Source organism: Pseudonocardia terrae (assembly GCF_021343995.1).
Taxonomy (GTDB): Bacteria; Actinomycetota; Actinomycetes; order Mycobacteriales; family Pseudonocardiaceae; genus Pseudonocardia; species Pseudonocardia terrae.
The window spans coordinates 49042-71409 of the sequence record NZ_JAJTTE010000010.1; the positions used below are offsets into that span (position 1 = coordinate 49042).

At 72.8% G+C, this 22368-nt stretch carries 21 protein-coding genes; 12 read left to right on the top strand and 9 right to left on the bottom strand.

Annotation, left to right across the window (positions count from 1 at the left end):
- Positions 1 to 3: 3 nt before the first annotated feature.
- The gene (locus tag LWC33_RS08930; RefSeq protein WP_233303781.1) at positions 4 to 876 is read right to left on the bottom strand and encodes a LytR/AlgR family response regulator transcription factor; all 873 of its coding nucleotides are present in this window, start codon (positions 874 to 876) and stop codon (positions 4 to 6) included.
- Between the two features lie 164 nt (positions 877 to 1040).
- Between LWC33_RS08930 and LWC33_RS08935 the strand changes: the two genes are divergently transcribed.
- From LWC33_RS08935 to mftD, 3 genes are all read left to right on the top strand, one after another.
- The gene (locus tag LWC33_RS08935) at positions 1041 to 1361 is read left to right on the top strand and encodes an LLM class flavin-dependent oxidoreductase (RefSeq protein WP_372476576.1); all 321 of its coding nucleotides are present in this window, start codon (positions 1041 to 1043) and stop codon (positions 1359 to 1361) included.
- Between the two features lie 391 nt (positions 1362 to 1752).
- The gene (locus LWC33_RS08940) at positions 1753 to 2061 is read left to right on the top strand and encodes a hypothetical protein (RefSeq protein ID WP_233303782.1); all 309 of its coding nucleotides are present in this window, start codon (positions 1753 to 1755) and stop codon (positions 2059 to 2061) included.
- A gap of 245 nt (positions 2062 to 2306) precedes the next feature.
- Positions 2307 to 3482, top strand: a complete 1176-nt coding sequence (mftD, locus tag LWC33_RS08945; protein WP_233303783.1) for a pre-mycofactocin synthase MftD — start codon at positions 2307 to 2309, stop codon at positions 3480 to 3482.
- Between the two features lie 120 nt (positions 3483 to 3602).
- Here mftD and LWC33_RS08950 read toward each other — a convergent pair whose 3' ends face one another.
- Genes LWC33_RS08950 through LWC33_RS08960 form a run of 3 tightly spaced genes read right to left on the bottom strand, consistent with a single transcriptional unit; the run spans position 3603 to position 6389 of the window.
- Positions 3603 to 4517 carry an ABC transporter permease gene (locus LWC33_RS08950; protein WP_233303784.1) on the bottom strand — a complete coding sequence of 305 codons (915 nt, stop codon included), beginning with the start codon at positions 4515 to 4517 and terminating at the stop codon, positions 3603 to 3605.
- Positions 4507 to 5307: an ABC transporter ATP-binding protein gene (locus LWC33_RS08955; RefSeq protein WP_233303785.1), complete on the bottom strand. Its 801-nt coding sequence runs from the start codon at positions 5305 to 5307 to the stop codon at positions 4507 to 4509. Before LWC33_RS08955 ends, LWC33_RS08950 begins: the two co-directional genes overlap by 11 nt.
- Positions 5304 to 6389, bottom strand: a complete 1086-nt coding sequence (locus tag LWC33_RS08960; RefSeq protein ID WP_233303786.1) for an ABC transporter substrate-binding protein — start codon at positions 6387 to 6389, stop codon at positions 5304 to 5306. The genes LWC33_RS08955 and LWC33_RS08960 overlap by 4 nt, the downstream gene beginning before the upstream one ends.
- Positions 6390 to 6841: 452 nt before the next feature.
- Between LWC33_RS08960 and LWC33_RS08965 the strand changes: the two genes are divergently transcribed.
- From LWC33_RS08965 to LWC33_RS09000, 8 genes are all read left to right on the top strand, one after another.
- Complete coding sequence (locus LWC33_RS08965) at positions 6842 to 8071, top strand: ABC transporter substrate-binding protein (protein WP_233303787.1); 1230 nt, start codon at positions 6842 to 6844, stop codon at positions 8069 to 8071.
- Complete coding sequence (locus LWC33_RS08970) at positions 8068 to 8829, top strand: ABC transporter ATP-binding protein (RefSeq protein ID WP_233303788.1); 762 nt, start codon at positions 8068 to 8070, stop codon at positions 8827 to 8829. The genes LWC33_RS08965 and LWC33_RS08970 overlap by 4 nt, the downstream gene beginning before the upstream one ends.
- A complete protein-coding gene (locus tag LWC33_RS08975) occupies positions 8826 to 9554 on the top strand; it encodes an ABC transporter ATP-binding protein (protein ID WP_233303789.1) in 729 nt (242 codons plus the stop codon). The genes LWC33_RS08970 and LWC33_RS08975 overlap by 4 nt, the downstream gene beginning before the upstream one ends.
- Positions 9551 to 10405, top strand: coding sequence for a branched-chain amino acid ABC transporter permease (locus LWC33_RS08980; protein WP_233303790.1), 855 nt, complete (start codon positions 9551 to 9553; stop codon positions 10403 to 10405). Before LWC33_RS08975 ends, LWC33_RS08980 begins: the two co-directional genes overlap by 4 nt.
- Positions 10402 to 11418 carry a branched-chain amino acid ABC transporter permease gene (locus LWC33_RS08985; protein ID WP_233303791.1) on the top strand — a complete coding sequence of 339 codons (1017 nt, stop codon included), beginning with the start codon at positions 10402 to 10404 and terminating at the stop codon, positions 11416 to 11418. Before LWC33_RS08980 ends, LWC33_RS08985 begins: the two co-directional genes overlap by 4 nt.
- Positions 11415 to 12041, top strand: coding sequence for a TetR/AcrR family transcriptional regulator (locus tag LWC33_RS08990; RefSeq protein WP_233303792.1), 627 nt, complete (start codon positions 11415 to 11417; stop codon positions 12039 to 12041). The genes LWC33_RS08985 and LWC33_RS08990 overlap by 4 nt, the downstream gene beginning before the upstream one ends.
- Positions 12038 to 13102, top strand: a complete 1065-nt coding sequence (locus tag LWC33_RS08995) for an NAD-dependent epimerase/dehydratase family protein (protein ID WP_233303793.1) — start codon at positions 12038 to 12040, stop codon at positions 13100 to 13102. The genes LWC33_RS08990 and LWC33_RS08995 overlap by 4 nt, the downstream gene beginning before the upstream one ends.
- A 590-nt stretch (positions 13103 to 13692) precedes the next feature.
- The gene (locus LWC33_RS09000) at positions 13693 to 15012 is read left to right on the top strand and encodes an HNH endonuclease signature motif containing protein (RefSeq protein WP_233303794.1); all 1320 of its coding nucleotides are present in this window, start codon (positions 13693 to 13695) and stop codon (positions 15010 to 15012) included.
- Between the two features lie 273 nt (positions 15013 to 15285).
- Here LWC33_RS09000 and LWC33_RS09005 read toward each other — a convergent pair whose 3' ends face one another.
- From LWC33_RS09005 to LWC33_RS09025, 5 genes are all read right to left on the bottom strand, one after another.
- Entirely contained in the window at positions 15286 to 15465 is a 180-nt protein-coding gene (locus tag LWC33_RS09005) for a hypothetical protein (protein WP_233303795.1), read from the bottom strand.
- 220 nt (positions 15466 to 15685) lie between these two features.
- The gene (locus LWC33_RS09010; RefSeq protein WP_233303796.1) at positions 15686 to 17344 is read right to left on the bottom strand and encodes a long-chain fatty acid--CoA ligase; all 1659 of its coding nucleotides are present in this window, start codon (positions 17342 to 17344) and stop codon (positions 15686 to 15688) included.
- A 133-nt stretch (positions 17345 to 17477) separates the two neighbouring features.
- The gene (locus LWC33_RS09015) at positions 17478 to 18644 is read right to left on the bottom strand and encodes an acyl-CoA dehydrogenase family protein (protein ID WP_233303797.1); all 1167 of its coding nucleotides are present in this window, start codon (positions 18642 to 18644) and stop codon (positions 17478 to 17480) included.
- A 16-nt stretch (positions 18645 to 18660) separates the two neighbouring features.
- On the bottom strand, positions 18661 to 20355 hold the full coding sequence (locus LWC33_RS09020; protein ID WP_233303798.1) for an AMP-binding protein: 1695 nt from the start codon (positions 20353 to 20355) through the stop codon (positions 18661 to 18663).
- Between the two features lie 55 nt (positions 20356 to 20410).
- Complete coding sequence (locus LWC33_RS09025; protein ID WP_233303799.1) at positions 20411 to 21097, bottom strand: TetR/AcrR family transcriptional regulator; 687 nt, start codon at positions 21095 to 21097, stop codon at positions 20411 to 20413.
- Between the two features lie 88 nt (positions 21098 to 21185).
- Between LWC33_RS09025 and LWC33_RS09030 the strand changes: the two genes are divergently transcribed.
- Complete coding sequence (locus LWC33_RS09030; RefSeq protein WP_233303879.1) at positions 21186 to 22340, top strand: acyl-CoA dehydrogenase family protein; 1155 nt, start codon at positions 21186 to 21188, stop codon at positions 22338 to 22340.
- Positions 22341 to 22368 lie beyond the last annotated feature (28 nt).

Below are 22368 nucleotides of genomic sequence, written 5' to 3' on the forward strand. Positions count from 1 at the left end.
GGGTCAGCGGATGCGCGCGAGCGGGCTCGTGGGCCCCTCCTCGCGCGGCGGGCGGCCGCGGAGGATCCGCTTGAGCGCGGCGGTGTGCCGGCGGCTCACCGGCAGCTCCGGCGCGCCCGGCCCGTGCCCCATCCGCACGACGTACCCCGACCCGGACAGCCTCAGCTCGGTGATCAGCGGCAGCGAGACGAGGTAGGCGCGGTGGATCCGCACGAACCCGGCCTCGCGCCAGCGCTCCTCGAGCACGGACAGCGGGATCCGGACGAGGTGGCCGCCCTCCGTGGTGTGCAGGCGGGCGTAGTCGCCCTGGGCCTCGACGAAGCGGACGCTGGAGCGCGGGACGAGCTTGGTGGTGCCGGCCAGCTCGACCGGGATCACCTCGTCCTCCGGCGGCTCGGGTCGCACGGGCTGGGCGTGCGGCGCGGGCTGCGGCGGCCTCGGGCGGCTCTGGGCCCGGGTGGCGATGGTGCGGTCGATCGACCCGGCGAGCCGCTCGGAGCGCAGTGGCTTGAGCAGGTAGTCCACCGCGCCGATCTCGTAGGCGTCGACTGCGCGGTCGTCGTGCGCGGTCACGAAGACCACAGGCGGTGGCGCGGCCATGGCCGACAGGACCCGGGCGAGCTCCAGCCCGTCGAGACCCGGCATCCGGATGTCCAGGAACACGACGTCCACCCCGGACTCGCCGGGCCCGGCGCCGGGGCGGCTCCCGAGGATCCGGAGGGCCTCGGTCGCGTCGGGCGCCGTGAGCACGGTGCCGACGCGGTGGTCCTCGTTCAGCAGGTGGGCCAGTTCCTGAAGCGCCGGTTCCTCGTCGTCGACGGCCAGGACCGTCAGTCCGTCCGAGACCTGCGTGCTCACGAGCGCCTCCTCGTGCATGTCGGGGAGCGGGCCGGGGAGCGGGCACCGCCACCTGTCGTGCCCCGACACCTGTGGGTGACTGCCGGCACAACGCTAGCGAAGGGGTGCGGTCGGCTCGACGACCGGTCGACGGCTGTTCCTCCCGCAGAGGCGAACGGCCCTCCCCCGACGCCGGCGACGGCGTGTCCTGGCGTGTCCAGACCCCGAACGACCGTCCGGGAACACCGGACGACCGCTCACCGCTCGACGGCGTCGCGCCCTTCGTCCGGCACGGCTCGATCCGCATGCCGGAGGTCGCCGAGATCGCGGCCTACTTCGGCGACGGCTTCTTCGCGAACAACATCTTCTGGCCGCCGGAGCACCACACCCGGCTGATCGGGCTCTACCGGCAGCGGTTCGAGCACTACGGCCACGGGCCCGCGGCGACCGCGACGGTCGGCCTGGGCGGGCAGTTCTTCGCCGGCCGGCGTCTGACGTCACTCTTCGTGGCCGACGTCCGGTGACACGACCCCGGGACGTGCGGGAGCGCCGGATGGTTCCCGTCGGCGCCCGGATGTGATGTTGACCCGCCGTGACCGTAACCCGGTTGCCGCAGCCGCGGCGGTCCGGGCACTCTGGACTCCGTGATCGTGACCCGGGAGGTGGGAGCGCTGCCGCACGTGCCGCCTTCGCCCTGCCGTCACGGTCGCCACGCGCGCGGGTGGTGTCGCGGTCACTGACCGTCCCCGTCCGTCGCCCGTCCCGGAGATCCCGATGCGCACCCTCCTGATCCGCCCGTTCCTGAGCCGTCGTCTCCCCGTCGACCATCTGCGGACCGCGAGCGCCCTGTGTCGGGCCGGGGACCTGACACTCGCCGATCCCGCCGCCGTTCACGTTCGTCCGTAGGAGTACGACATGACCGCCCCGATCCACGACGAGGAGGCCGCCACCCCGGCGCCTCGGGCCGCGCAGCCCGCGCAGGCCGCGAACCTCGACCCGCCGACCGTCCGGCTGCCCAAGCCGACCCGGGACGACCGCCGCACCGAGATCGTCGACCGGCTGCTCGACGCGCTGGAGGACCTCGTCGCCCGGCACCGCGCCCTGGCCGGCAACCCGGCCCAGGTCGACCTGCACGCCGAGCTCATCGCGGCCGAGGTCGCGCACGAGCTCTCGGTCACCCGCTCGGCCCTGCGTCGCGCCCCGCACCTGCGCAGGACGGGCTGAAGAAGGCTCGTCTCCGACGGCCCGCGACGCACGCCGCGTCGCGGGCCGTCGGCGTTCTCGGGTCGTCGCGGGTGCGGTTCTCCCCGTTCCGGCTCGTCGGCGGCTCCCGGCCGCCCGGAGGAGTCGGGGTCCTGCCCGGTCGGACGGGCTCCGCGACGGGTTCGCCCACCCCTCTTTGGCACCGAGTGCCGAAATAGTAGGGTGACCGCAGACACGCGGATCCGAGCTGCGAAGGGGCAGGCGCGATGGCCAGCACCAAACAATGGTTCGAGACGATCGCCGAGGCACAGCGGAGGGCGAAGAAGCGCCTGCCGCGGTCGGTGTACCTGGCGCTGGTCGCGGGCACCGAGAAGGGCCTCACGATCTCCGACAACGTCGAGGCGTTCAGCGAGCTGGGCTTCCGCCCGCGCATCGCCGACCTCCCGGCCCAGCGGAACCAGGCGACCACCGTGATGGGCCAGGACATCTCGTTCCCGGTCATCATCTCGCCGACGGGCGTGCAGGCCGTGTACCCGGAGGGCGAGGTCGCCGTGGCGCGCGCCGCCGCCGGGGCGGGCACCGCGATGGGCCTGAGCTCGTTCGCGAGCCGGTCGATCGAGGACGTCGCGGCCGTGAACGACAAGACCTTCTTCCAGATGTACTGGGTGGGCAGCCGCGACCAGTTGCTGGCCCGCGCCGAGCGCGCGAAGAAGGCCGGCGCCAAGGGCCTGATCATGACCCTGGACTGGTCGTTCGACTCCGCCCGGGACTGGGACGCCCCGATGATCCCGGAGAAGGTGAACCTCAAGGCGGCGATGCACTTCGCGCCCGAGGTGCTGCGCAAGCCGCGCTGGCTGTGGGACTTCGCCAAGACCGGCACGCTGCCCGACCTGACCACCCCGAACCTGGCGATCGGCGACGAGGCGCCGCCGACCTTCTTCGGCGCCTACTTCCAGTGGATGCAGACCCCGCCGGTGACCTGGGCGGACGTGGCCTGGCTGCGCGAGCAGTGGGACGGCCCGTTCGCGGTCAAGGGGATCATGCACCCGGACGACGCCCGCCGGGCGGTCGACGCGGGCTGCACCGCGATCTCGGTGTCCAACCACGGTGGCAACAACCTCGACGGCACCCCGGCCTCGATCCGCGCGCTGCCGGCGGTCGTCGACGCGGTCGGCGACCAGATCGAGGTGCTGCAGGACGGCGGCATCCGCCGGGGCTCGGACGTGGTGAAGGCGCTCGCGCTGGGCGCCAAGGCCGTGCTGATCGGCCGCGCCTACCTGTGGGGCATGGCCGCCGCGGGCCAGCACGGCGTGACCAACACCCTCGAGGTGCTGCGCCAGGGCATCGACTCGACGCTGCTCGGGCTGGGCAAGTCCAGCATCCACGAGCTGTCCCGGGACGACCTGGTGATCCCGGAGGACTTCGCCCTCAACGCGAAGTAGGCCGCACCTCGCACCATGGCTCCATAACGCGCTCGAAGCCCCGGCCGGAAGTGCGTTATGGAGCCATGACGCGTTCGTGGCCTCCGCCGGCGCGCGTTATGGCTCCCTACTGCGTCAGGACTACGCGCCCGCCAGACCCCGGGCCCGGAGCACCCGGCGTTCGAGCGGCCGGAAGACCAGCAGCTCGATGCCGATCCCGACGACCAGGATCAGCAGGACCGCCGAGAACACCGCGGCGATGTTGTTGAAGTCGCTGCCGTTCTTCAGATAGGCGCCCAGCCCGATGCCGAGGGCCGGCCCGGCGGCGATGATCTCGGCCGCCATCAGCGAGCGCCACGAGAAGGCCCAGCCCTGCTTGCACCCGGCCAGGTAGCCGGGCAGCGCCGCGGGGAGCAGGACGTGCCGGGCGCTCGCCAGGCCGCGGGCGCCGAGCACCCGGCCGACCCGCGGCAGGATCGGCGGGATCTGGTCGACGCCCGCCACCAGGCCGTTGGCGATCGACGGCACCGAGCCGAGCAGCACGACGAAGTAGATCGTGGCGTCCGTCAGCCCGAACCAGAGCACCGCGGCCGGCACCCACGCCACCGACGGGAGGCTCTGCAGGCCGGACAGCAGCGGCCCGATCGCCGACCGCACCACCGGCACCTTCGCCACGAGCAGGCCCAGCGGCGTGGCGATGACGAGCGCGATCGCGAAGCCGAGGAAGGCCCGGCTGATCGAGGTCCACAGGATCGACCAGATGCTGCCGTCGGCGACGATGCCCAGGAACTCGTCCCAGACCGCCGCGGGCGCGGGCAGCTTGTACTCCGGCGTGACCGCCGAGGCCCACACGATCTGCCAGATCACCACGATCAGCACGAGCGCGACCACGGGCGGCAGCACGCTCCTCGACGCCCGCCGCCACCACGGGACGCGGTTGACGGTCGGGGTGTCGAGCGCGTCGAGCCCGGCGAGCGCCCTCGCGCTGTCGTCCGTGCCGGTGTCGGTGTTGGTGTCCGTGCTGGTGTTGCGGTGTTCCACGAGCTCAGGCGGCATGGCTGGTGATCACCTGTCGCAGCCGGCCCGTGATCTCGTCGTGCAGCTCCGGCCCGTGCTCGTCGACGCTCCACTCGCGCACGACCGTGCCCGGCCGCGACGAGAGCAGGACGACGCGCTGGGCCAGCCGGACGGCCTCGCGGACGTCGTGGGTGACGAAGACCACCGTGGTGCCGGTGGCCTCCCACACCCGGAGCAGCTCGCCCTGCAGGACGTCCCGGGTGATGGCGTCGAGCGCGGCGAAGGGCTCGTCCATCAGCAGCAGGCCGGGGGCGTCCCCCTCCGTGCTGGTGGCCGCGGCGAGCGCCCGGGCCAGCGACACGCGCTGGCGCATGCCGCCGGAGAGCTCGTGCGGGCGCTTGTCGCCCACGCCGTCGAGCCGGACGAGCTCGAGCAGCTCCCGGGCCCGCGTGCGGCGGGCGCCGCGGCCCTGCCCGGCGAGCTGCAGCGGCAGTTCCACGTTGCGGGCGGCCGTCAGCCACGGCATGAGCGCGGCCTCCTGGAACATGAACGACGGGCGCGCCGCGGTCACCGACACCGTGCCGGTCGTCGGCTTCTCCAGCCCGGCGAGCAGGTTGAGCAGCGTCGACTTGCCGCAGCCCGAGGCGCCCAGCAGGCAGAGGAACTCGCCGTGGGCCACGCGGAGGTCGATCCCGCGCAGCGCCGTGACGGCCGCGGTGCCGGTGCCGAAGGTCTTGCCGACCCCCGTCAGGTCGACGGCCGTGGTCGCCGGAGCGGGTCGCACCTCGGCGAGGCCTGGGCCGGAGTCCGTGAGAGTCACCTTGCTCATCCCTGCTTGTCGAGGTCCGCGGCGTCGACGGGGGTCTGCCCGGCGGCCTGGCGGACGGCGTTGAGGGCGGTCACGTCGACGAAGCCCTGCAGGTTCGTCTCCTTCGGCGTGGCGCCCGCGGTCACGCTGTCCTTGGACAGCTGGGGGAAGGTCGAGGCGAGCGGGTCGCTGTCGAAGCTGAGCTCGGAGAAGGCGCGGTCGAGCACCGGCTGGGACAGCGACGAGTTCGTGATCTGCTTGATCGAGTCGTTCGTGATCGTCTTGGCCTGGTCGGTGTTCGCGGTGGCGAAGTCGACGGCCTTCAGCTCACCGCGCAGCAGTGCCTCGACCGACTGCGGGTGCTCCTGGAGGAACTGCGTGCGGACGATCACGACGGTGGTCGGGAACTTGCCGTCCGGCCACAGGGACTTCTCGTCGACGAGGACCTTCGCCCCGGCGTCGACCAGCCGCGAGCTCCACGGCTCGGGCAGCCAGCCGCCCGCGACCTGGCCCTGCTTGAACAGATCGAGCGTGCGGGGGTTGTCGATGTTCTGGACGGTGACCTTGTCCGGGCCCTCGCCGATCTCGAGGTTGTTCTCCTTCAGCCACTTCTTGAGCGCGACGTCCTGGGTGTTGCCGGCCTGCGGGGTGGCGATGATCTTGCCCTTGAGCTGGTCCGGCGTGGTGATGTCCGGGGAGGTGACGAGCTGGGCGCCGGCGGAGGTGGAGCCGGCGACCAGCCGGACGGCCTCGCCGTTTGACTTCGCGAAGGCGTTGATGGCCGGGCTGGAGCCGATGAAGGCGACGTCGAGCGAGCCGCCGAGCAGGGCGTTCACCTCGTCCGGCCCGGCGTTGAAGGTCTGGGTGGTCAGCTTCGTGCCGCTGCCCAGCTCCTCGGCGAAGTAGTTCTGGGCCACGCCGATCAGCGCGGGCGCGTGCGTGATGTTCGGGAAGTAGCCGAGGCGGAGCTCGGTCGCGGGGGAGGTGCTGGCGGGAGCGGCGGGCGTGCTCTCCTGCGCGCGCGAGCAGCCTGCGGCCAGGCCGACGGCGGCCAGGGCGGCGAGCAGGACGGACGCGCGGCGGCGCAGGGCGGGGGCGAACATGGGCGGTGGTGGGTCCTTCCGGGGCACCGGTCCGCCCCGGACCGGCCGGGACGACCCGGCGGGTTGCGATGCGCGTCAGGTCGCGCGGGCGCTCGGGCGGGGTCGGGGCAGGGCGCGACGACCGGTGCCCGGGTCCGGGCGGGCGCGTCGGCCCTCAGCGACATCCCTCGTCGAACGCATGGCTCCGGCGCGAGGGCCAGAAGCGCTCGAGATCGAACGACCGCAGCGCGGGATGCGGGACGGGGGACCCGTCACCGTGCGCAGCAGCCGTCATGCCCCCATCGTGCGACGCCGGCGTGGACCGGACAACCTCGCGCCCGGATCCCGGGAACGGCCGGGAATTGACCGGACAACCGTACGGATAATGCGGATGCCTTGACCTGTCCGGGTCGCTCGGCGACCATCGGGCCGTCATACCGAGTAGTACGGTCACGGACGACCTGGAGGACCCGGTGCGTGTCACGAAGGTGTGGACGGCGGTCTGTGCGCTGATCGGCGCACTCGCCCTGACGGCGGGGTGCGCGAACTCCGGCTCGGCCCCGACGGGCGGGTCGGGCGGCTCCGGCGGCGCGAGCAGCTCGTCGTCGGGCCCCGTGAAGGTCGGCGTGATCGTGCCGCTGAGCGGGCCGGCGGGTCCCAACGGGCAGGACGTGCTCGACGCCATCCAGGTCCAGGCGGACCTCGTCAACGCGCAGGGCGGCGTCCTCGGCAGGCAGCTGCAGATCGTCGCCAAGGACGACCAGAGCAACCCGGCCAACGGTGTGAGCGCCGCGACGCAGCTGGCGAGCGAGGGCGTGTCCGTCGTGATGGGCGGCTGGAACTCGCCGGTCACGCTGGCGATCCAGCCCGTGCTGGTGCGGGCCGGGATCCTCAACATCACCACGATCCCGCAGAACGCCACCATCCTCGGCAACGCCGACCCCGACGCCGTCCGGCTCAACGCCGGCAACGCGGTCGGCGCCTACGTCGCCGGCCAGTACCTGACGAAGAACCTCGGGGCGAAGTCCGTCGGCTACCTGCTCGAGAACGACGCCTACGGCAAGGACCTCGGCGCCCTGCTCAGCGCCCAGCTCCAGCCGGCCGGCGTCGCGGTCGCCTCCGAGCAGACCTTCGACTACTCGGCCACGGACTTCCGGGTGCCGCTGTCGAACATCCAGGGCGCGGCACCGCAGGCGGTCTTCTCGGCGAACGCCGCCGAGTCCTCCGGGATGCCGGCGCTGGCCCAGCAGTACGCCCGCTCCGGGATCGGGGCGCCGCACGTCGCCGCGCTCGGCACCGTGTCGCCGAAGGTGATCGACCTGGCCGGCGGCGCCGCCGTCGACGGGCTGTACTCGGCGGACATCTACTTCCCCGACGTCGCGCCGTTCAACGGCTACCCGCAGAACCAGAAGTTCGCCGACGCCTTCCGGCAGAAGACCGGCAACGCGCCGGACAAGTACGCCGCGCTCGGCGCGGAGAGTGTCGAGGTGTGGGCGGCCGCGGTGGCGAAGGCGGGCTCGCTGGACCGGCAGCCGGTGGCGGACGCCATCCACGGGCAGACCTTCACCGACACCGTGATGGGCGACGTGAGCTTCACGGACAAGGGCCAGATGCAGACGAAGGTCTACGCCTTCACGGTCGAGGGCGGGAAGGTCAAGGTCCTCGACGAGGTCCCCGTCCCGGCGGAGGTCTGGAACTCGTGACCGCCCTCCGCGCGGAGGGTCTCTCGGTCCGGTACGGCAGCCTGCAGGCCCTCGACGACGTGTCGTTCGCGGTCGACGGCGGCGAGATCCTCGGCGTCATCGGCCCGAACGGCGCGGGCAAGAGCAGCAGCTTCGCCGCGGTCACCAACGTGGTGCGGCGCAGCGGCCGGGTGCTGCTGCACGGCGAGGACACCGACGGCGTGCCCACCCAGGTGCTGGCGCGGCGCGGACTGCGCCGGACCTTCCAGCAGAACTCGTTCTTCGGCGGCCTGACCGTGCTGGAGAACGCGATGACGGCCTTCCAGGTGGAGCGCGGGACCGGGCTCGGCGGCGCGATCGTCGCGCCCTGGCGGGAGGCCCGGGCGCGGCGGGAGTGCCGGGCCGCGGCCCGTGCGCTCCTGGCGGACTTCGGGATCGCCGAGCGCCACCACGACACCCGCCCGGACGACCTGCCCTACGGCCTGCAGCGCGTGCTGTCCGTCGCCCTGGCGCACGGCCCCGGGGCGCGGGTGCTGCTCGTCGACGAGCCGGCGGCCGGGGTCGGCGGCGACGACATGCGCGCCCTCGCCGACCTGCTCCGCGCGCTGCGGGAGCGTGGGCTCGCGATCGTGCTCATCGAGCACCACATGGACCTGGTGATGGAGATCGTCGACCGGCTGCTCGTGATCGACCGCGGCGAGACGATCGCCTACGGCCCGCCCGCCGAGGTGCAGCGCGACCCGCGGGTGCTCGAGGCGTACCTGGGGCGGACGGCGTGAGCGCGCTGCTCGACGTCGCCGACCTGCGGGTTCGCTACGGGCACAGCCTGGCCGTCCACGGGGTGTCGCTGCGGGTGGGCGGCGGCGAGCTCGTCGCGGTCGCCGGGGCCAACGGCGCGGGCAAGTCGACGCTGGTCGACGCCGTCGCCGGGTGGTCGCGCGGGCGGCCGACGGTGACGGGGTCCGTGGTGCTCGCGGGCCGCGACGTCGGCCGGCTCGCCGCCCACCGCCGCGCCAAGCTCGGCCTGGTGCTGGTGCCGGAGGGCAAGGGCGTGTTCGACGGGATGACGGTCCGGGAGAACCTGCAGGTGGTGCGCCCGCCGCGCGAGGCGGCCGGGCGGCCGTACTCGGTCGACGACGTCCTCGACGTCTTCCCCCGGCTGCGCGAGCGGATCGCCGCCCACTGCTCGACGCTCTCCGGCGGCGAGCGGCAGATGGTGGCGATCGGCCGTGCGCTGCGGGCGGCGCCGCGCCTGCTGATCCTCGACGAGCCGTCGGTCGGCCTGGCGCCCCGGCTCGTCGTCGAGGTCCTCACGCACATCCGTGACCTGGTGGACGACGGGTTGTCGGTGCTCCTCGTCGAGCAGAACGTGCGGGCCGCGCTCGAGGTCGCCGACCGGCTCCACCTGCTCGACCAGGGCCGGATCGTCGCCTCGGGCACCGCCGCGCAGATGCGCGAGGACACCCGCGTCGCCCAGGCCTACCTCGGAGGGCTGGGCTCGTGATCCTCGCCGCCCTGGTCAACGGGCTCGCGCTCGGCGCGGGCTACGCGCTCCTCGCCGTCGGCTGGACGGTGCTGCTCGGCGCCGCCCGCCTGGTCAACTTCGCGCACGGCCAGCTCTACATGATCGGCGCGTTCGTCACCTGGTTCGTGATCAGCCGGTTCGGTCTGCCCTACGGTATCGCCGTCCCGGTCGCGCTGGTGGTCGTGGCCCTGCTCGGCGTGGTCCTGCAGCTGCTGATGACCCGGATGACGCTCGACCAGAACATCGTCAACCTCATGCTGGTGACGCTCGCGTTCGGCTACCTGCTGCAGGGCGGCGCGGCGCTGCTGTTCGGCGGCGACCCGCAGACGATCGACAGCCCGCTGCAGCAGCAGGACCTGGCGCTCGGGGCCGCGCGGTTCACCGGGCAGGACGTGCTGATCGTCGTGCTGGCCCTGGCCTTCTACGCGCTGACGTTCGTGGTCCTCGGCCGCACCGACCTGGGCCGGATGGTCCGCGGCGTCGCGGAGGACCCGAAGCTCGCCCAGCTCTACGGCATCAACGCCGCCCGGGTCTACCTCGCGGTGTTCGTGTTCGCGGCGGTCTGTGCGGCGCTCGCGGGTGCGGTGGTGGGCCCGCGCAGTCCCATCCTCACGTCCATGGGCTTCGAGGAGGTCATCATCACCTTCCTCGTGGTGGTGCTCGCGGGCGTCGGCAACCTCGTCGGGGGGCTCGTCGTGGCTATCGGACTCGGCCTGTTCACGGCCTTCTTCGGGACGTTCTTCCCGCCGGCCTACTCGACCGCCGCGGCGTTCGTCGTGCTGCTGGCCGTGCTCGTGGTCCGCCCGCAGGGACTGGCGGCCCGCCGATGACCGCCGACCTCGCGACCCGCGAGACGACGGGCGCACCGGCCGCGCGGCGCGTCCCCACACCGCTCCGCGCGCTGCTCTGGGTGGTCCTGGTCGCGCTCGCGTACCTGCTGCCCACCCTGCTCGGGGGATCGGACCGGATCTACACGACGGTGGTGCTGGTCGCGATCTTCGCGATCATGTCCTACGGCGTCGACGTCGTCCTGTCCTACCTCGGCGAGGTCAGCCTGGGGCACACGCTGTTCTGGGCGGCGGGTGCCTACACGACGGCGATCCTCGCGGTGCGGTCCGGCTGGTCGCCGATCCCCGCGCTGCTCGCGTCCGTCGTGGTGACCGTCGTGCTCGCGCTGCTGCTCGGCCTCGCGACCCTGCGCACCCGGGAGTTCGTCTTCTCGCTGGTCACGTACGCGGCGGCGATCATCGGGCTGACCGTCGTCCAGAACACGACGGCCCTGGGCGGGTCCGACGGCGTCGTCGGCGTCCCGCTGCTGGAGCTGCCGGCGTTCGGCGGGACCTACGTCGCCCGCACCAACGCCGAGCTGTGGCCGATCGCGCTGGTCTGCCTGGTGCTCGTCGTGCTGCTGGTGTCGCGGTTCCGGCGGTCCCGGCTCGGCACCACGGCGCTGATGGCGCAGATGAACGGCGAGCTGTCCACGGCGATGGGCGTCGACGTCCGGCGCACCCGGGTGCTGGTCTTCGTCCTGTCCGCGCCGATCACCGCGCTCGCCGGCTGGCTCTACGCCTACCAGCGCAGCTACGTCAGCCCGGACCTGCTGTCGCCGACGTTCCTGCTCTTCATGCTGACCGCGGTGATCCTCCCGGGCCGGCGGCTGCTGCTCGGGCCGCTGGTCGGGGCGGCCCTGCTGACGAGCCAGCAGCAGCTGGCGTCGCTCGGCGGGGACGCGGACAAGATCGTCCTCGGCGGTGTGCTCGCGGTCGTGCTGCTGGCCTCGCCGACCGGGCTCGTCGGGATCTGGCACGCGCTGGTGCGGCGCGTGCGAGGATCCCGGAGGTGACGCGCGAGCTCTCCCGCTCCGGCGCGGGCCCCGGACGCCAGGACATCCTCGAGGCCGCCGCGGTGGCCTTCACCCGCAACGGCTACGACGCCACCACCATCGACGACATCGCCGACGAGCTGCACGCGACCAAGGGGCGCGTCTACCACTACTACCGGAGCAAGGCCGACATCTTCCTCGACGTCGTGTCCACCGGGATCCGCGACCTGCTCGCCGAGATCCGGCCGCTGGCCGAGGCGGACGGCGACGCCCTCGCACGGCTGGCACGGATGGTGCGCCGGCACGCCGCGATGATGATGACCCGCAACGCGTTCCAGCGGGTGGCGGTGCAGGCGGTGGAGATGCGCCGGCTCGGGCAGGGCCCGCGCTACGAGTCGCTCCACGACATCGTCGTGATGCGCGACGAGTACGAGCAGCTCTTCGCCGACGTCGTCGCGCAGGGCCAGCGGGAGGGCACGCTGCGCGGGACCGACCCGCGGCTGGCGACCAAGCCGGTGCTCGGGGCGCTCAACTGGATCACCGTCTGGTACGACCCCGACCTCGCCGGCGACCAGGTGGTCGACCAGATCGCCGACGAGTACGCCGAGTTCGTGGTGGGCGGGTTGCGGAAGGGGGACCGATGAGCGGGCGGACGGTGCTGGTCGCGGGCGCGAGCGGGCTGGTCGGGGAGGCCGCGGTCGACTCGTTCGCCGAGGCCGGGTGGGAGGTCGTCGCGCTGTCCCGACGGCCGCCCGTGCGCCCGGTCCGGCACCTCGCCGTCGACCTGACCGACGCCGACGCCGTGGCCGGGGCGGTCGCCGACCTGCGGCCGTCGCACCTGGTCTACGGCGCGCTGCACGAGAAGCCGGGGCTGATCCGCGGCTGGCGCGAGCAGGACCAGATGCAGACGAACCTGGCGATGTTCCGCGCGCTGCTCGACCCGCTCGCGCCCGGCCTGGAGCACGTCACGCTCCTGCAGGGCACCAAGGCCTACGGCGTGCACCTGCACCCGATCCCGATCCCCGCGCGGGAGCGGTCGCCGCGGGACCAGCACGAGAACTTCTACTGGCTGCAGGAGGACCACCTGCGCGCCTCGGCCGCGGCGCACGGGTTCGCGTGGACGATCCTGCGACCGCAGATCGTGGTCGGCCCGACGACGGGGGTCGCGATGAACCTGCCTCCGGTGATCGGCGTCTACGCGGCGGTGCGCCGCGAGCTCGGCCTGCCCTTCGGCTACCCGGGCGGGGCCGGCCTCGCGAGCGAGGCCGTGGACGTCCGGCTGGTCGGCGACGCCGCGCTCTGGGCCGCCACCGCCGAGACCGCGCGCGACCAGCACTTCAACCTCACCAACGGCGAGGCCTTCAACTGGCGCGACCTCTGGCCGGCGCTCGCCGACGAGCTCGGCATGGACCCCGCGCCCGACGAGCCGGTCCGGCTCGCGGAGTACCTGCCCGCGCACGCCGACGTCTGGCGGGGGATCGCGGAGCGCGACGGGCTCGTCGAGCCCTCGCTCGACGCGCTGCTCGGGGAGTCGCACTTCTACGCCGACTACTGCTTCGCCCACGGCGCCACCGAGGCGCGCCGGCCGGCGCTGGTCAGCACGGTCAAGGTGCGCCAGGCGGGCTTCGGCGACTGCTACGACACCGAGGAGTCCTTCCGGCACTGGCTGCGGGTGCTGCGGGAGCGGAAGGTGCTGCCGGGATAGGGGTTCTCGGGTCGGGCGCCGCGGGTGGGTTGCTCGGGGTGGGTCGCTCGGGGTGGGTCGCTCGCCCCCAATGCCAGCCTCGGGCTCGGTCACCAACGACAAGGTGGAGTGGGTGTCGGATCCGAACCGCTCGCGCAGGGATGCGGGGCCCGCACAACAGCTGTGGCTGGTGCGCGGGGATGGATGGTGGGGGGCGGGCGTGTCGAGCCGGTCGTTTGCGCCTGTCGCCGGCGCGCGGGTCTCGCCACGCTCGGCCTGCCGCCGTCGCAGGAGTGCTGAACACAAGAATCGTGGGCCGTGCCGGACCGGCAGCTACTGGGCTGGTCGTCTCCGGAGTCGCGTTGGTCGTCCGCGCCGGGTGGCTGTCGGACCCGGAGGTTCGTGCCGCGGCCTGGAGGTTCGCCTTGTGGTCGTTCTCCGTGATCGGTTCTCAGGACTCCCGGGCGGTCGGTCCTTCCGCGGGTGCTCGTGCGGCGCCGCGGCAGTCGCCTGGCGTACCCGTGCTCTGGGTTAGCGGTGGATCGAAAAGTAGGCCTCTGAGCTGCGAACTTTATCTTGTGTTCGAAGCTGTGTTCGAGTAGGGTCGATGCATGCTCCCCAGCCCGATCGCCGACGCGTGGCGCCTGCTCGACGACGCCGTCGACGCGCTCGCCGCCGCGACCGGACCGGGCGCAAGTGCCGCCGAGCTGGTGGAGACGCTTCGGGTACGCGAATCGGTCACCCGGCGCCTGGAGCAGCTCGGCGTGCAGACATGCGCCGAACTGGACCGGCGCGGCACGTTCGCCGAACACGGCTACGCCTCACCCACCCGGGCGCTGCAGGATCTGCTGCGCCTCGACCACGGGGCCGCGGCCCAACGGGTCACCGTCGCCGACGCGGTCTGCCCGCGGATCGGGCTCGACGGCGCGGTCCTGCCGGCGAAGTTGTCGGCCACCGCGGCGGTGTTCGCCGCCGGGGACACCTCACTGGCGCACGTGGCCGTGGTCGCCCGCTTGTTGGCCTCCCCGCCGGCCGGTCGGTTGGCCCCGGGAATCTGGGCCGGGGCCGAGGTGCAGCTCGCCGACGCGGCCGCGGTCTACACCCCACGCGAGCTGCAGCAATGGGGCACCGCGCTGCTCGAGATGCTCGACGAGGACGGCCCCGAACCCGACGACACCCCACCCCCGCAGGTCAACGAACTGCGCCTGACCCGCCACGCGAGCAGGCCCGGCGGAAAGCTGGTCGCCCGCTACGACGACGCCGCACTGTTCGACGCGATCGCCGCGGTCCTCGACGCCACAGCCGCCCCGCTGACCGCCGAGGACGAGCGCCCCGCCGCGGAGCGGCAGGCCGAGGCGCTGGCCGAGGTGTGCGGCTGGGTGCTCGAACACGGGGAGTTGCCCGCGGTCGGCGGGCGCCGCCCGGTCTTGACCGTGCAGATCCGCCTCGAGGACCTCGAACAGCGCGCCCGGTCGGGCATGTTGGAGTTCGCCGGACAGCTCTCGCCGACCGCGCTGCGGCAGCTGGCGTGTGACTGCGGGGTGGTGCCGATGGTGCTCGACGGTGCCGGGCAGCCGCTCGACGTCGGGCGGCTCACCCGCTCGATCCCCGACGGGCTGCGCCGAGCGGTGACCTCCCGCGACGGCGGCTGCGCGCACCCGGGCTGCGATCGCCCACCCTCCTGGTGCGAAATCCACCACGTGATCCCCTGGGAACACGGCGGCCATACGGCGCTGGGCAACCTGGTGATGTTGTGCAAGGCCCACCACCGCCAGATCCACACCACCGACTGGGTCGTGCGACTACGCGACGGGATCCCGGAGTTCATCCCCCCGATCTGGATCGACCCCGACCAGACACCCCGCACCCGACCACGAACATGGAATCTCACGGGTGCCCGCGAAGGTCCGCGGATCGCGCAGTTCGCCTAGGACCGCGCCCACGAGGTGCGGCGCGGAGACCTGCGCACAGCACCGTGCCGCCGACGTCCACGCCGGCGACGAGCGCTCCCCGCGAGGAACCTGCCGGTGTCGGTGGCGCTCAGGAGCTTCGCGAAGGACTGCGACCCGATCACGCCCGACCGCGCCCGAGGTGCCGGTGAAGGGCGTGCTCACGCCCCGCTGCGCCGAGCGCGACGGCACCTACGCCGAACTCGTCGCGCGGTGCTCGCAAAGCGGGCGGTGTGCCCGGATCACTGGGCTCCCTCAGCAACCGTCCTCCACGGACGCGGTCGGGGCGAAGACCCCCCAGGCCCCGCAGAACAGGCACGTGCGGTAGCTGACCGGGCCGCCGGAGACGAGGTGGTGCGAGTCGGAGGACCAGGTGTGTCGGTGTTCCGGGGCCGGAAAGGTGCGGCCGGGCCGGATGCTGATGAGCGTGGACATCGGTGTTCCTCTCGTGGTGTCCGCCGGACGTTCCGGCTGGGGCGACACAACGCCCTGCACCACGGTGGCGACTGCTGCGCTCGGTGCCGATCCGGTGACCGGCGGACGCCCCGCCCGACCCCGGGGCCCGCCGATCGCCCGACGGGGGCCCGCCGATCGCCCGACGAGAGGACCCCGCCCGACCGCCCGGCCGACAGGCCCGCCGAACGCCCGGCCGGGGCTACCCGGCGCCCAGCGTCGCCCTTGCCCGCTCCAGCCCCTCGTCGGCGACCACCCCGCGGATGGCTTTCTTGTCGTACTTGCCGACGCTGGTCTTCGGAACCTCGGGCACGAACAGGAACGTGTCCGGGATCCAGAACTTGATGAAGCCCTCGGCGAGCAGGTGCTCGCGCAGTTCCTCCGGGGTGAGCGAGGGGTCGCTCGGCACCACGCAGGCCAACGGGCGTTCGAGCCACTTCTCGTCCTCGATCCCGACGACGGTGGCCTCGGCGACCTTGGGGTGCAGCATCAGCGCGTTCTCCAGGTCGATGGTGGAGATCCACTCGCCGCCGGACTTGATCAGGTCCTTCGACCGGTCCTTGAGCAGCACGTAGCCCTCGGGGTCGATGCAGCCGACGTCGCCGGTCCGCAGCCAGCCGTCGACGATCGAGTCCTTGGTGCGGTCGTCCTTGTAGTACTCGGAGGCGGTGAACGGGGAGCGGACGTGGAAGTCGCCGATGCTCTCGCCGTCCCACGGCAGCTCCTCGCCGGTCGCCTGGTCGACGACCTTGATCTGCAGCAGCGGGATCGGCAGGCCCTGGGTCTGGCGCAGCGCGTAGATCTCGTCCTCGGTGCCGCCGTCGAGGGTGGACTTGAGGGCGAAGAAGCAGATCTGCGGGGAGTTCTCGGTCATGCCGTAGCCCTGCATGACCTCGCACTCGTACTCCTCGGCGAACCACTTCATGACGGCCTTCGACGGCGCCTGCCCGCCCAACCAGAGCGTGGACAGTGACGACAGGTCCCGCGGCCGGTCGCCCGCCCGCACCGCGTCGCGGATCATGGTCCCGATCGTCACGGCCGCGTTCATCCCGGTGACGCCGAGGTCCTCGATGATGTCGACGTAGTCGGCGGGGGTGGGGTGCGCCCCGGGCAGCACGAGCGTGGCGCCCTGCAGCAGCGCGGTGTGCGGGATGTTCCAGCCGTTGCAGTGGAACATCGGCGCGACCTCGAGCCACACCTGGCGTTCGCTCATGTTGAGCTTGTCGTGCATCGCCAGGCACATGGCCTGCAGCACCATCGCCCGGTGCGAGTACACGACACCCTTCGGGTCACCGGTGGTCGCGGAGGTGAAGCACATCGCCGAGGCGGAGTGCTCGTCGAACTCCTCGAACTGCGCGTTCTCGTCGGCGGCGGCGAGCAGCTCCTCGTAGGAGTGCACGGTGATGCCGATCCGGTGCGCGGGCACCTCGTCGGCGAGCACGACGACCGCCTCGACCGTGGGCAGGCCCAGGTCGAGCAGGTCGGCGACGAGGTCGAGCTGGTCGACGTCGACCAGCAGCAGCCGGTCCTCGGCCTTGTCGATCGTGAACTTCTGCTGCGCGGGGGAGAGCCGCAGGTTGATCGTGTGCAGCACCGCCTGGATGCCGGGCACGCCGAAGTAGGCCTCCAGATGCCGGTAGTGGTTCCAGGCGAGCGTCCCGACCCGGTCGCCGGGCCCGATGCCCAGCGTCCGCAGGGCGTCGCCGAGCCGGCGGGCCCGTTTGCCGAAGTCCCGGTAGGTGTAACGGTGGTACTCGGCCGGCCCGAGCCGGGTGACGATCTGCTTGTCCGCGAACAGTCGCTCCGTACGCCACAGGAACGAGTGCAGGAGCAGCTGGCTGTCGAACATCAGACCGCGCATGGGCGCCTCCACGGTGAGACCCGGATCGCGGTGGAGCGTGACATGCTACTCGGCCGCACGGCAACCCCCGGCCGTGACGCTCACCCGCCCGGGAGCGGAACCGACGACCCCCTGCCCGAGGACTCCAGGACGCTCAGTAGCCCCGCGGCAGTCCCAGCACGTGCTGCGCGAGGTAGTTGAGCACCATCTCCTGCGGCACCGGGGCGATCCGCTGCAGCCGGGCCTCCCGGAAGTACCGCTCGACGTGGTACTCGCGGGCGTAGCCGAAGCCGCCGTGGGTCTGGACGGCGGCGTCGGCGGCCTGGAAGGCGGCCTCGGCGGCGAGGTACTTGGCGGTGTTGGCCTGCTCGCCGGCGTGCAGGCCGCGGTCGATGCGCCAGGACGCCTCGCGGATGACGAGTTCGGCGGCGCGCAGCCGGGCGTGCGCGTCGGCGAGCGGGAAGGCGATGCCCTGGTTCGCCCCGATCGGCCGGTCGAACACGACCCGCTCGCCGGCGTAGGCCACGGCGCGGCGCAGGGCGGCCCGCCCGATGCCGAGCGCCTCGGCGGCGATGAGCACGCGCTCGGCGTTGAGCCCGTCGAGCAGGTAGCGGAAGCCCGCGCCCTCCTCGCCGACGCGGTTCTCCACGGGCACCCGCAGCCCGTCGTAGACCACCTCGCAGGAGGCGACGGCGTTGCGCCCGAGCTTGTCGATCGGCGAGATCGCGACGGCGGGGTCCTTCAGGTCCGCGACCAGCAACGTCATGCCCTGGGTCGGCTTCGCGGCCTCGGCGCGCGGGGTGGTACGCACCAGCAGCAGCACCTTGTCGGACTCGAGGGCCTTCGACGTCCAGACCTTGCGCCCGTGCACCACGTAGGCGTCGCCGTCGCGCACCGCGCGGGTGGTGACGTTGGTGGTGTCCAGTCCGGCGTCGGGCTCGGTCACGCCGAACGCCACGTGCAGCGTTCCGGACGCGACGTCGGGGAGCACCCGGCGGCGCAGGTCGTCGCTGCCGTGCAGGACCACGGGGTGCATCCCGAAGATCGACATGTGGATCGCGCTCGCGCCGTTCATGCAGGCCCCGGACGCGGCGACCTCCTCCAGCACGATCGACGCCTCGGTGATCCCGCGCCCGCCCCCGCCGTACTCCTCCGGCATCGCGATGCCGATCCAGCCGCCCTCGGCCATCGCGGCGTAGAACTCCCACGGGAACGTGTGGGTCGAGTCCCGCTCGCTCCAGTACTCGTCCGGGAATTTCGCGCAGATGTCCCGGACGGCCTCGCGGATCAGCCGGTGGTCGTCGTCCTCGGTGAAGTCCATTGCACCAAGTCTGCCTCTACGAGTACAGGTCCGAGTGCTGGGCGCGCAGCTTGTACTTGAGGACCTTGCCGCCGACGGTGTCCGGCAACGACTCGGCGAACACCACCGCCTTGGGCGTCTCGTAGCCGGCCAGCCGGGCGCGGCAGTGCGCGATCAGGTCCTCGGCCTCGGGCTTGCGCCCGTCGCGCGGGACGACGACGGCGGTCACCGCCTCGCCCCAGTGTTCGTGCGGGAGCCCGATCACCGCCGCCCGCAGCACGTCCGGGTGCTCGTGGAGCACGGCCTCGACGCGGATGCTCGAGACGTTCTCGCCGCCGGACTTCACGATGTCCTTGTACCGGTCGACCATGACCCGCAGCCCGTCCTCGTCGACCGTCGCGGAGTCGCCGGAGTGGAACCAGCCGCCGCGGAACGCCTCCCGGGTGGCCTCGGGGTTGCGGTAGTAGCCGGCGGTCATGATCGGCGAGCGGTAGACGGCCTCGCCCGGTTCGCCGCCACGGACAGGGTCGCCCAGCTCGTCGACCACGTCCGAGGCCAGCATCCCGCTCGGCACCCCGACGTGGTTCACGGCCGGGGCGGTGCGGGCGTGGACCTCGGGCCAGCGCGTGGGCCAGAACCGGTGGCAGGCGATGGCCTCGGTCTGCCCGAAGATCCCGAGCGTGACGAACCCGGGTGCGGCCCGCGCCCCCAGCCGCTCGAGCACGGCGGGGGAGAGCGCGCCCCAGCCGTAGACGAGGATCGACAGGGCCGAGACGTCCAGGTCCGGCCGGGCCTCCAGTTCGTCGGCCACCGCCGTGACGAACTGCGGGGACCCCGCCCACAGGGCGGTGGCCCGCGTCGCGGCGGCGGCCTCCGCGACCGGACCGGCGGCGGGGCGTCGGCCGAGCGCGAACGAGCCGCCGGAGACGAAGGCGCCGAAGGGGAAGATCTCGTCCCCGATGTGGTAGATCATCGGCAGGAACGTGCAGAGCCGCAGGTCCGAGTCGTGTCGCAGGCCGCGCGTGAGCGAGAGGGCGAAGTTCAGAGCCGCCAGGTGCGCGTAGCTGTGCGAGAGCATCACGCCCTTCGGCATCGCGGTGGTGCCGGAGGTGAACAACAGCTGCCAGATGTCGTCGCCGTGGATCTCGACCTCGGGCTCCTCGGCGGACGCGCCGGCGACGAACTCGCCGAACGCCGGGCTGCCCGCCACCGGCCCGCCGCCGACCGTGATCGTGGCGCCCACGGTCAGCCCCGTCACCGCGAACACCTGCTCGACGCGGGGCCACAGCTCCGCGTCGACGAACGCGAACCGCGGCTCGGTCAACCCGATCAGGTGCTCGAGGACGTCCGGCGCCAGGCTCGGGTTGAGCGGCACGGCGACCATCCCGGCCTTCGCGACGCCGATCTTCGCCAGCAGCGCCTCGACGGAGTTCTCGCAGATCAGCAGCACCCGGTCGCCGGGGGAGAGCCCGGCCGCGGCCAACGCCTGGGCCACCCGGTTCGCCGTGTCGTCCGCCTCGCGGTAGGTGACCTCGGCGAAGCGCTCCTCGCCGCACGCCCCGTCGACGGCCGTGATCGCGACCTTGTCCGGGTAGCTCCAGGTCAGCCGCTCGAAGAGGTCGCCGACCGAGGTGCGCTCCCAGCGGTGGACGGCCCGCCGCCCCCGCAGGGTCTCGACGTCGATCGAGGCGGGATCGGGCAGCGCCGTGCCGTGCGGCTGGAGGGGCAACATGCCGCCAGCATGCCGTGATCGTCGTCACCCTGGCAAGGATTCAGTCATCCTCGGTTCACTCCAGCGCGGAGTCCGACAGCGCCGGTTCCGGCCCCGGTGCCGGCGCCGGGGCGGGTTCGACGCCGAGGCAGGCGTGGGCCATCCCGTCGAGCAGGTCGGCGAGCCGCTCGGGGGCCAGGCCGCTGCGGAAGAACAGGGTGGACTGGATCGCGCCGATGGCGGCGTGCACGGCCAGCCGGAGCTCGCCGTCGGCCAGGTCGCGACGCAGCGGGGACAGCACGTGCACCCAGTCCTCGAGGTAGTGCCGCTGCAGCCGGCGCAGCCGCCGCCGGTCCTCCTCGGGGAGCGTATGCACCTCCCGGTGGTAGACGGCGAGCACGCTGCGATCCTCGATCGCGACCCGGATGTGGTCCCTGACCAGCGCCGACAGGTGAGTCCGCTCGTCGCCGGGACCCGCCAGCACCGCTCCGGCGCCCTCCTGCAGCCGGGCCATCACCCGGTCGAGCAGGGCGACGAGGATCGCGGTCTTGCTGTCGAAGTGCCGGTAGACGCCGGACCCGACGATCCCGGCCTCGGCGCCGATGTCGGCCATCCCGACGGTGTGGAAGCCACGCCGGGAGGCGAGCTGCGCGGCGGCGGCCAGGATCCGCTCGCGGCGCTCCGGGTCCCGCCGGCTGCGCCCTCCGGCCGCCGGGCCGGAGGCCGTACCGGAGGTGGTCGCGGTGCTGGGGGCGGTCGGCATCTGGTCATCATGGCAGCCGCGCGGTAGGGTCCGCCACGAGTGAACCAGGAATCACAATCCAGGTTCCGTCGAGGTGACGGGAGTCGGAGTGGACTTCGCCGAGAGCGACGAGCACCGCGACCTGCGGGCGGCGGTCGGGGCCGTCGCGGCGCCCTACGGGGGCGCCTACTACGTCGAGCACGCGCGCACGGGCACGGAGTGCACCGAGCTGTGGCACGCCCTGGGCGACGCCGGGTTCGCCGGGGTCAACGTGCCGGAGGAGTACGGCGGGGGCGGCGGTGGCCTCGTCGAGCTCGCGCTGGTGTGCGAGGAGATCGCGGCGCAGGGCGCGCCGATCCTCCTGCTGCTGGTCACGCACGCCATCTCGGCCGAGGTGATCGCCGAGTACGGCTCCGAGGAGCAGCGCAAGGAGTGGCTGCCCGGCCTCGCGAGTGGCCGGCAGAAGGTGGTCTTCGCGATCACCGAGCCCGAGGCGGGGTCCAACACCCACAAGCTCTCGACCCGGGCGCGCCGCGTCGGCGACGAGTGGATCGTGACCGGGGAGAAGTACTACATCTCCGGCGTCGACGAGGCCGAGGCGCTGCTGCTGGTCGCGCGCACGGGCACCGTGTCTTCCGGCTCTGGGGGGCAGCTGTCGTTGTTCCTGGTCCCCACCGACGCCCCCGGCCTGCAGAAGACCGTGCTCCCGGTCGACGTCATGCTCCCGGAGAAGCAGTTCACCCTGCACTTCGACGAGGTCCGGCTGCCGGCGTCGGCGCTGGTCGGGGAGGAGGGGCAGGGCTTCCGGCAGGTGTTCCACGGGCTCAACCCCGAGCGGATCACCGGTGCCGCGTTGTGCGTCGGCATCGCGCGCTACGCCCTGGACCGTGCCGCGCGATACGCGAAGGACCGGCAGGTGTGGGACCGGCCGATCGGCGCCCACCAGGGGGTGGCGCACCCGCTGGCCAAGGCCAAGATCGAGACCGAGTTGGCCGCGCTGATGACGCGCAAGGCGGCGTGGCTGCACGGGAACGGGTTGCCGGCCGGCGAGGCGTCGAACATGGCGAAGTACGCCGCGGCCGAGGCCGCGCTGGCCGCGCTCGACGCCGCGATGCAGACCCACGGCGGCAACGGCGTGGCGCAGGAGTTCGGGCTGCTGCCGTACTGGGGGCTGGCCCGGCTGCTGCGGATCGCCCCGGTGAACCGGGAGATGATCCTCAACTTCGTCGCCCAGCACAGCCTGGGCCTCCCGCGGTCCTACTAGAACCCACCGGCTCCCGGACCGGGCCCCT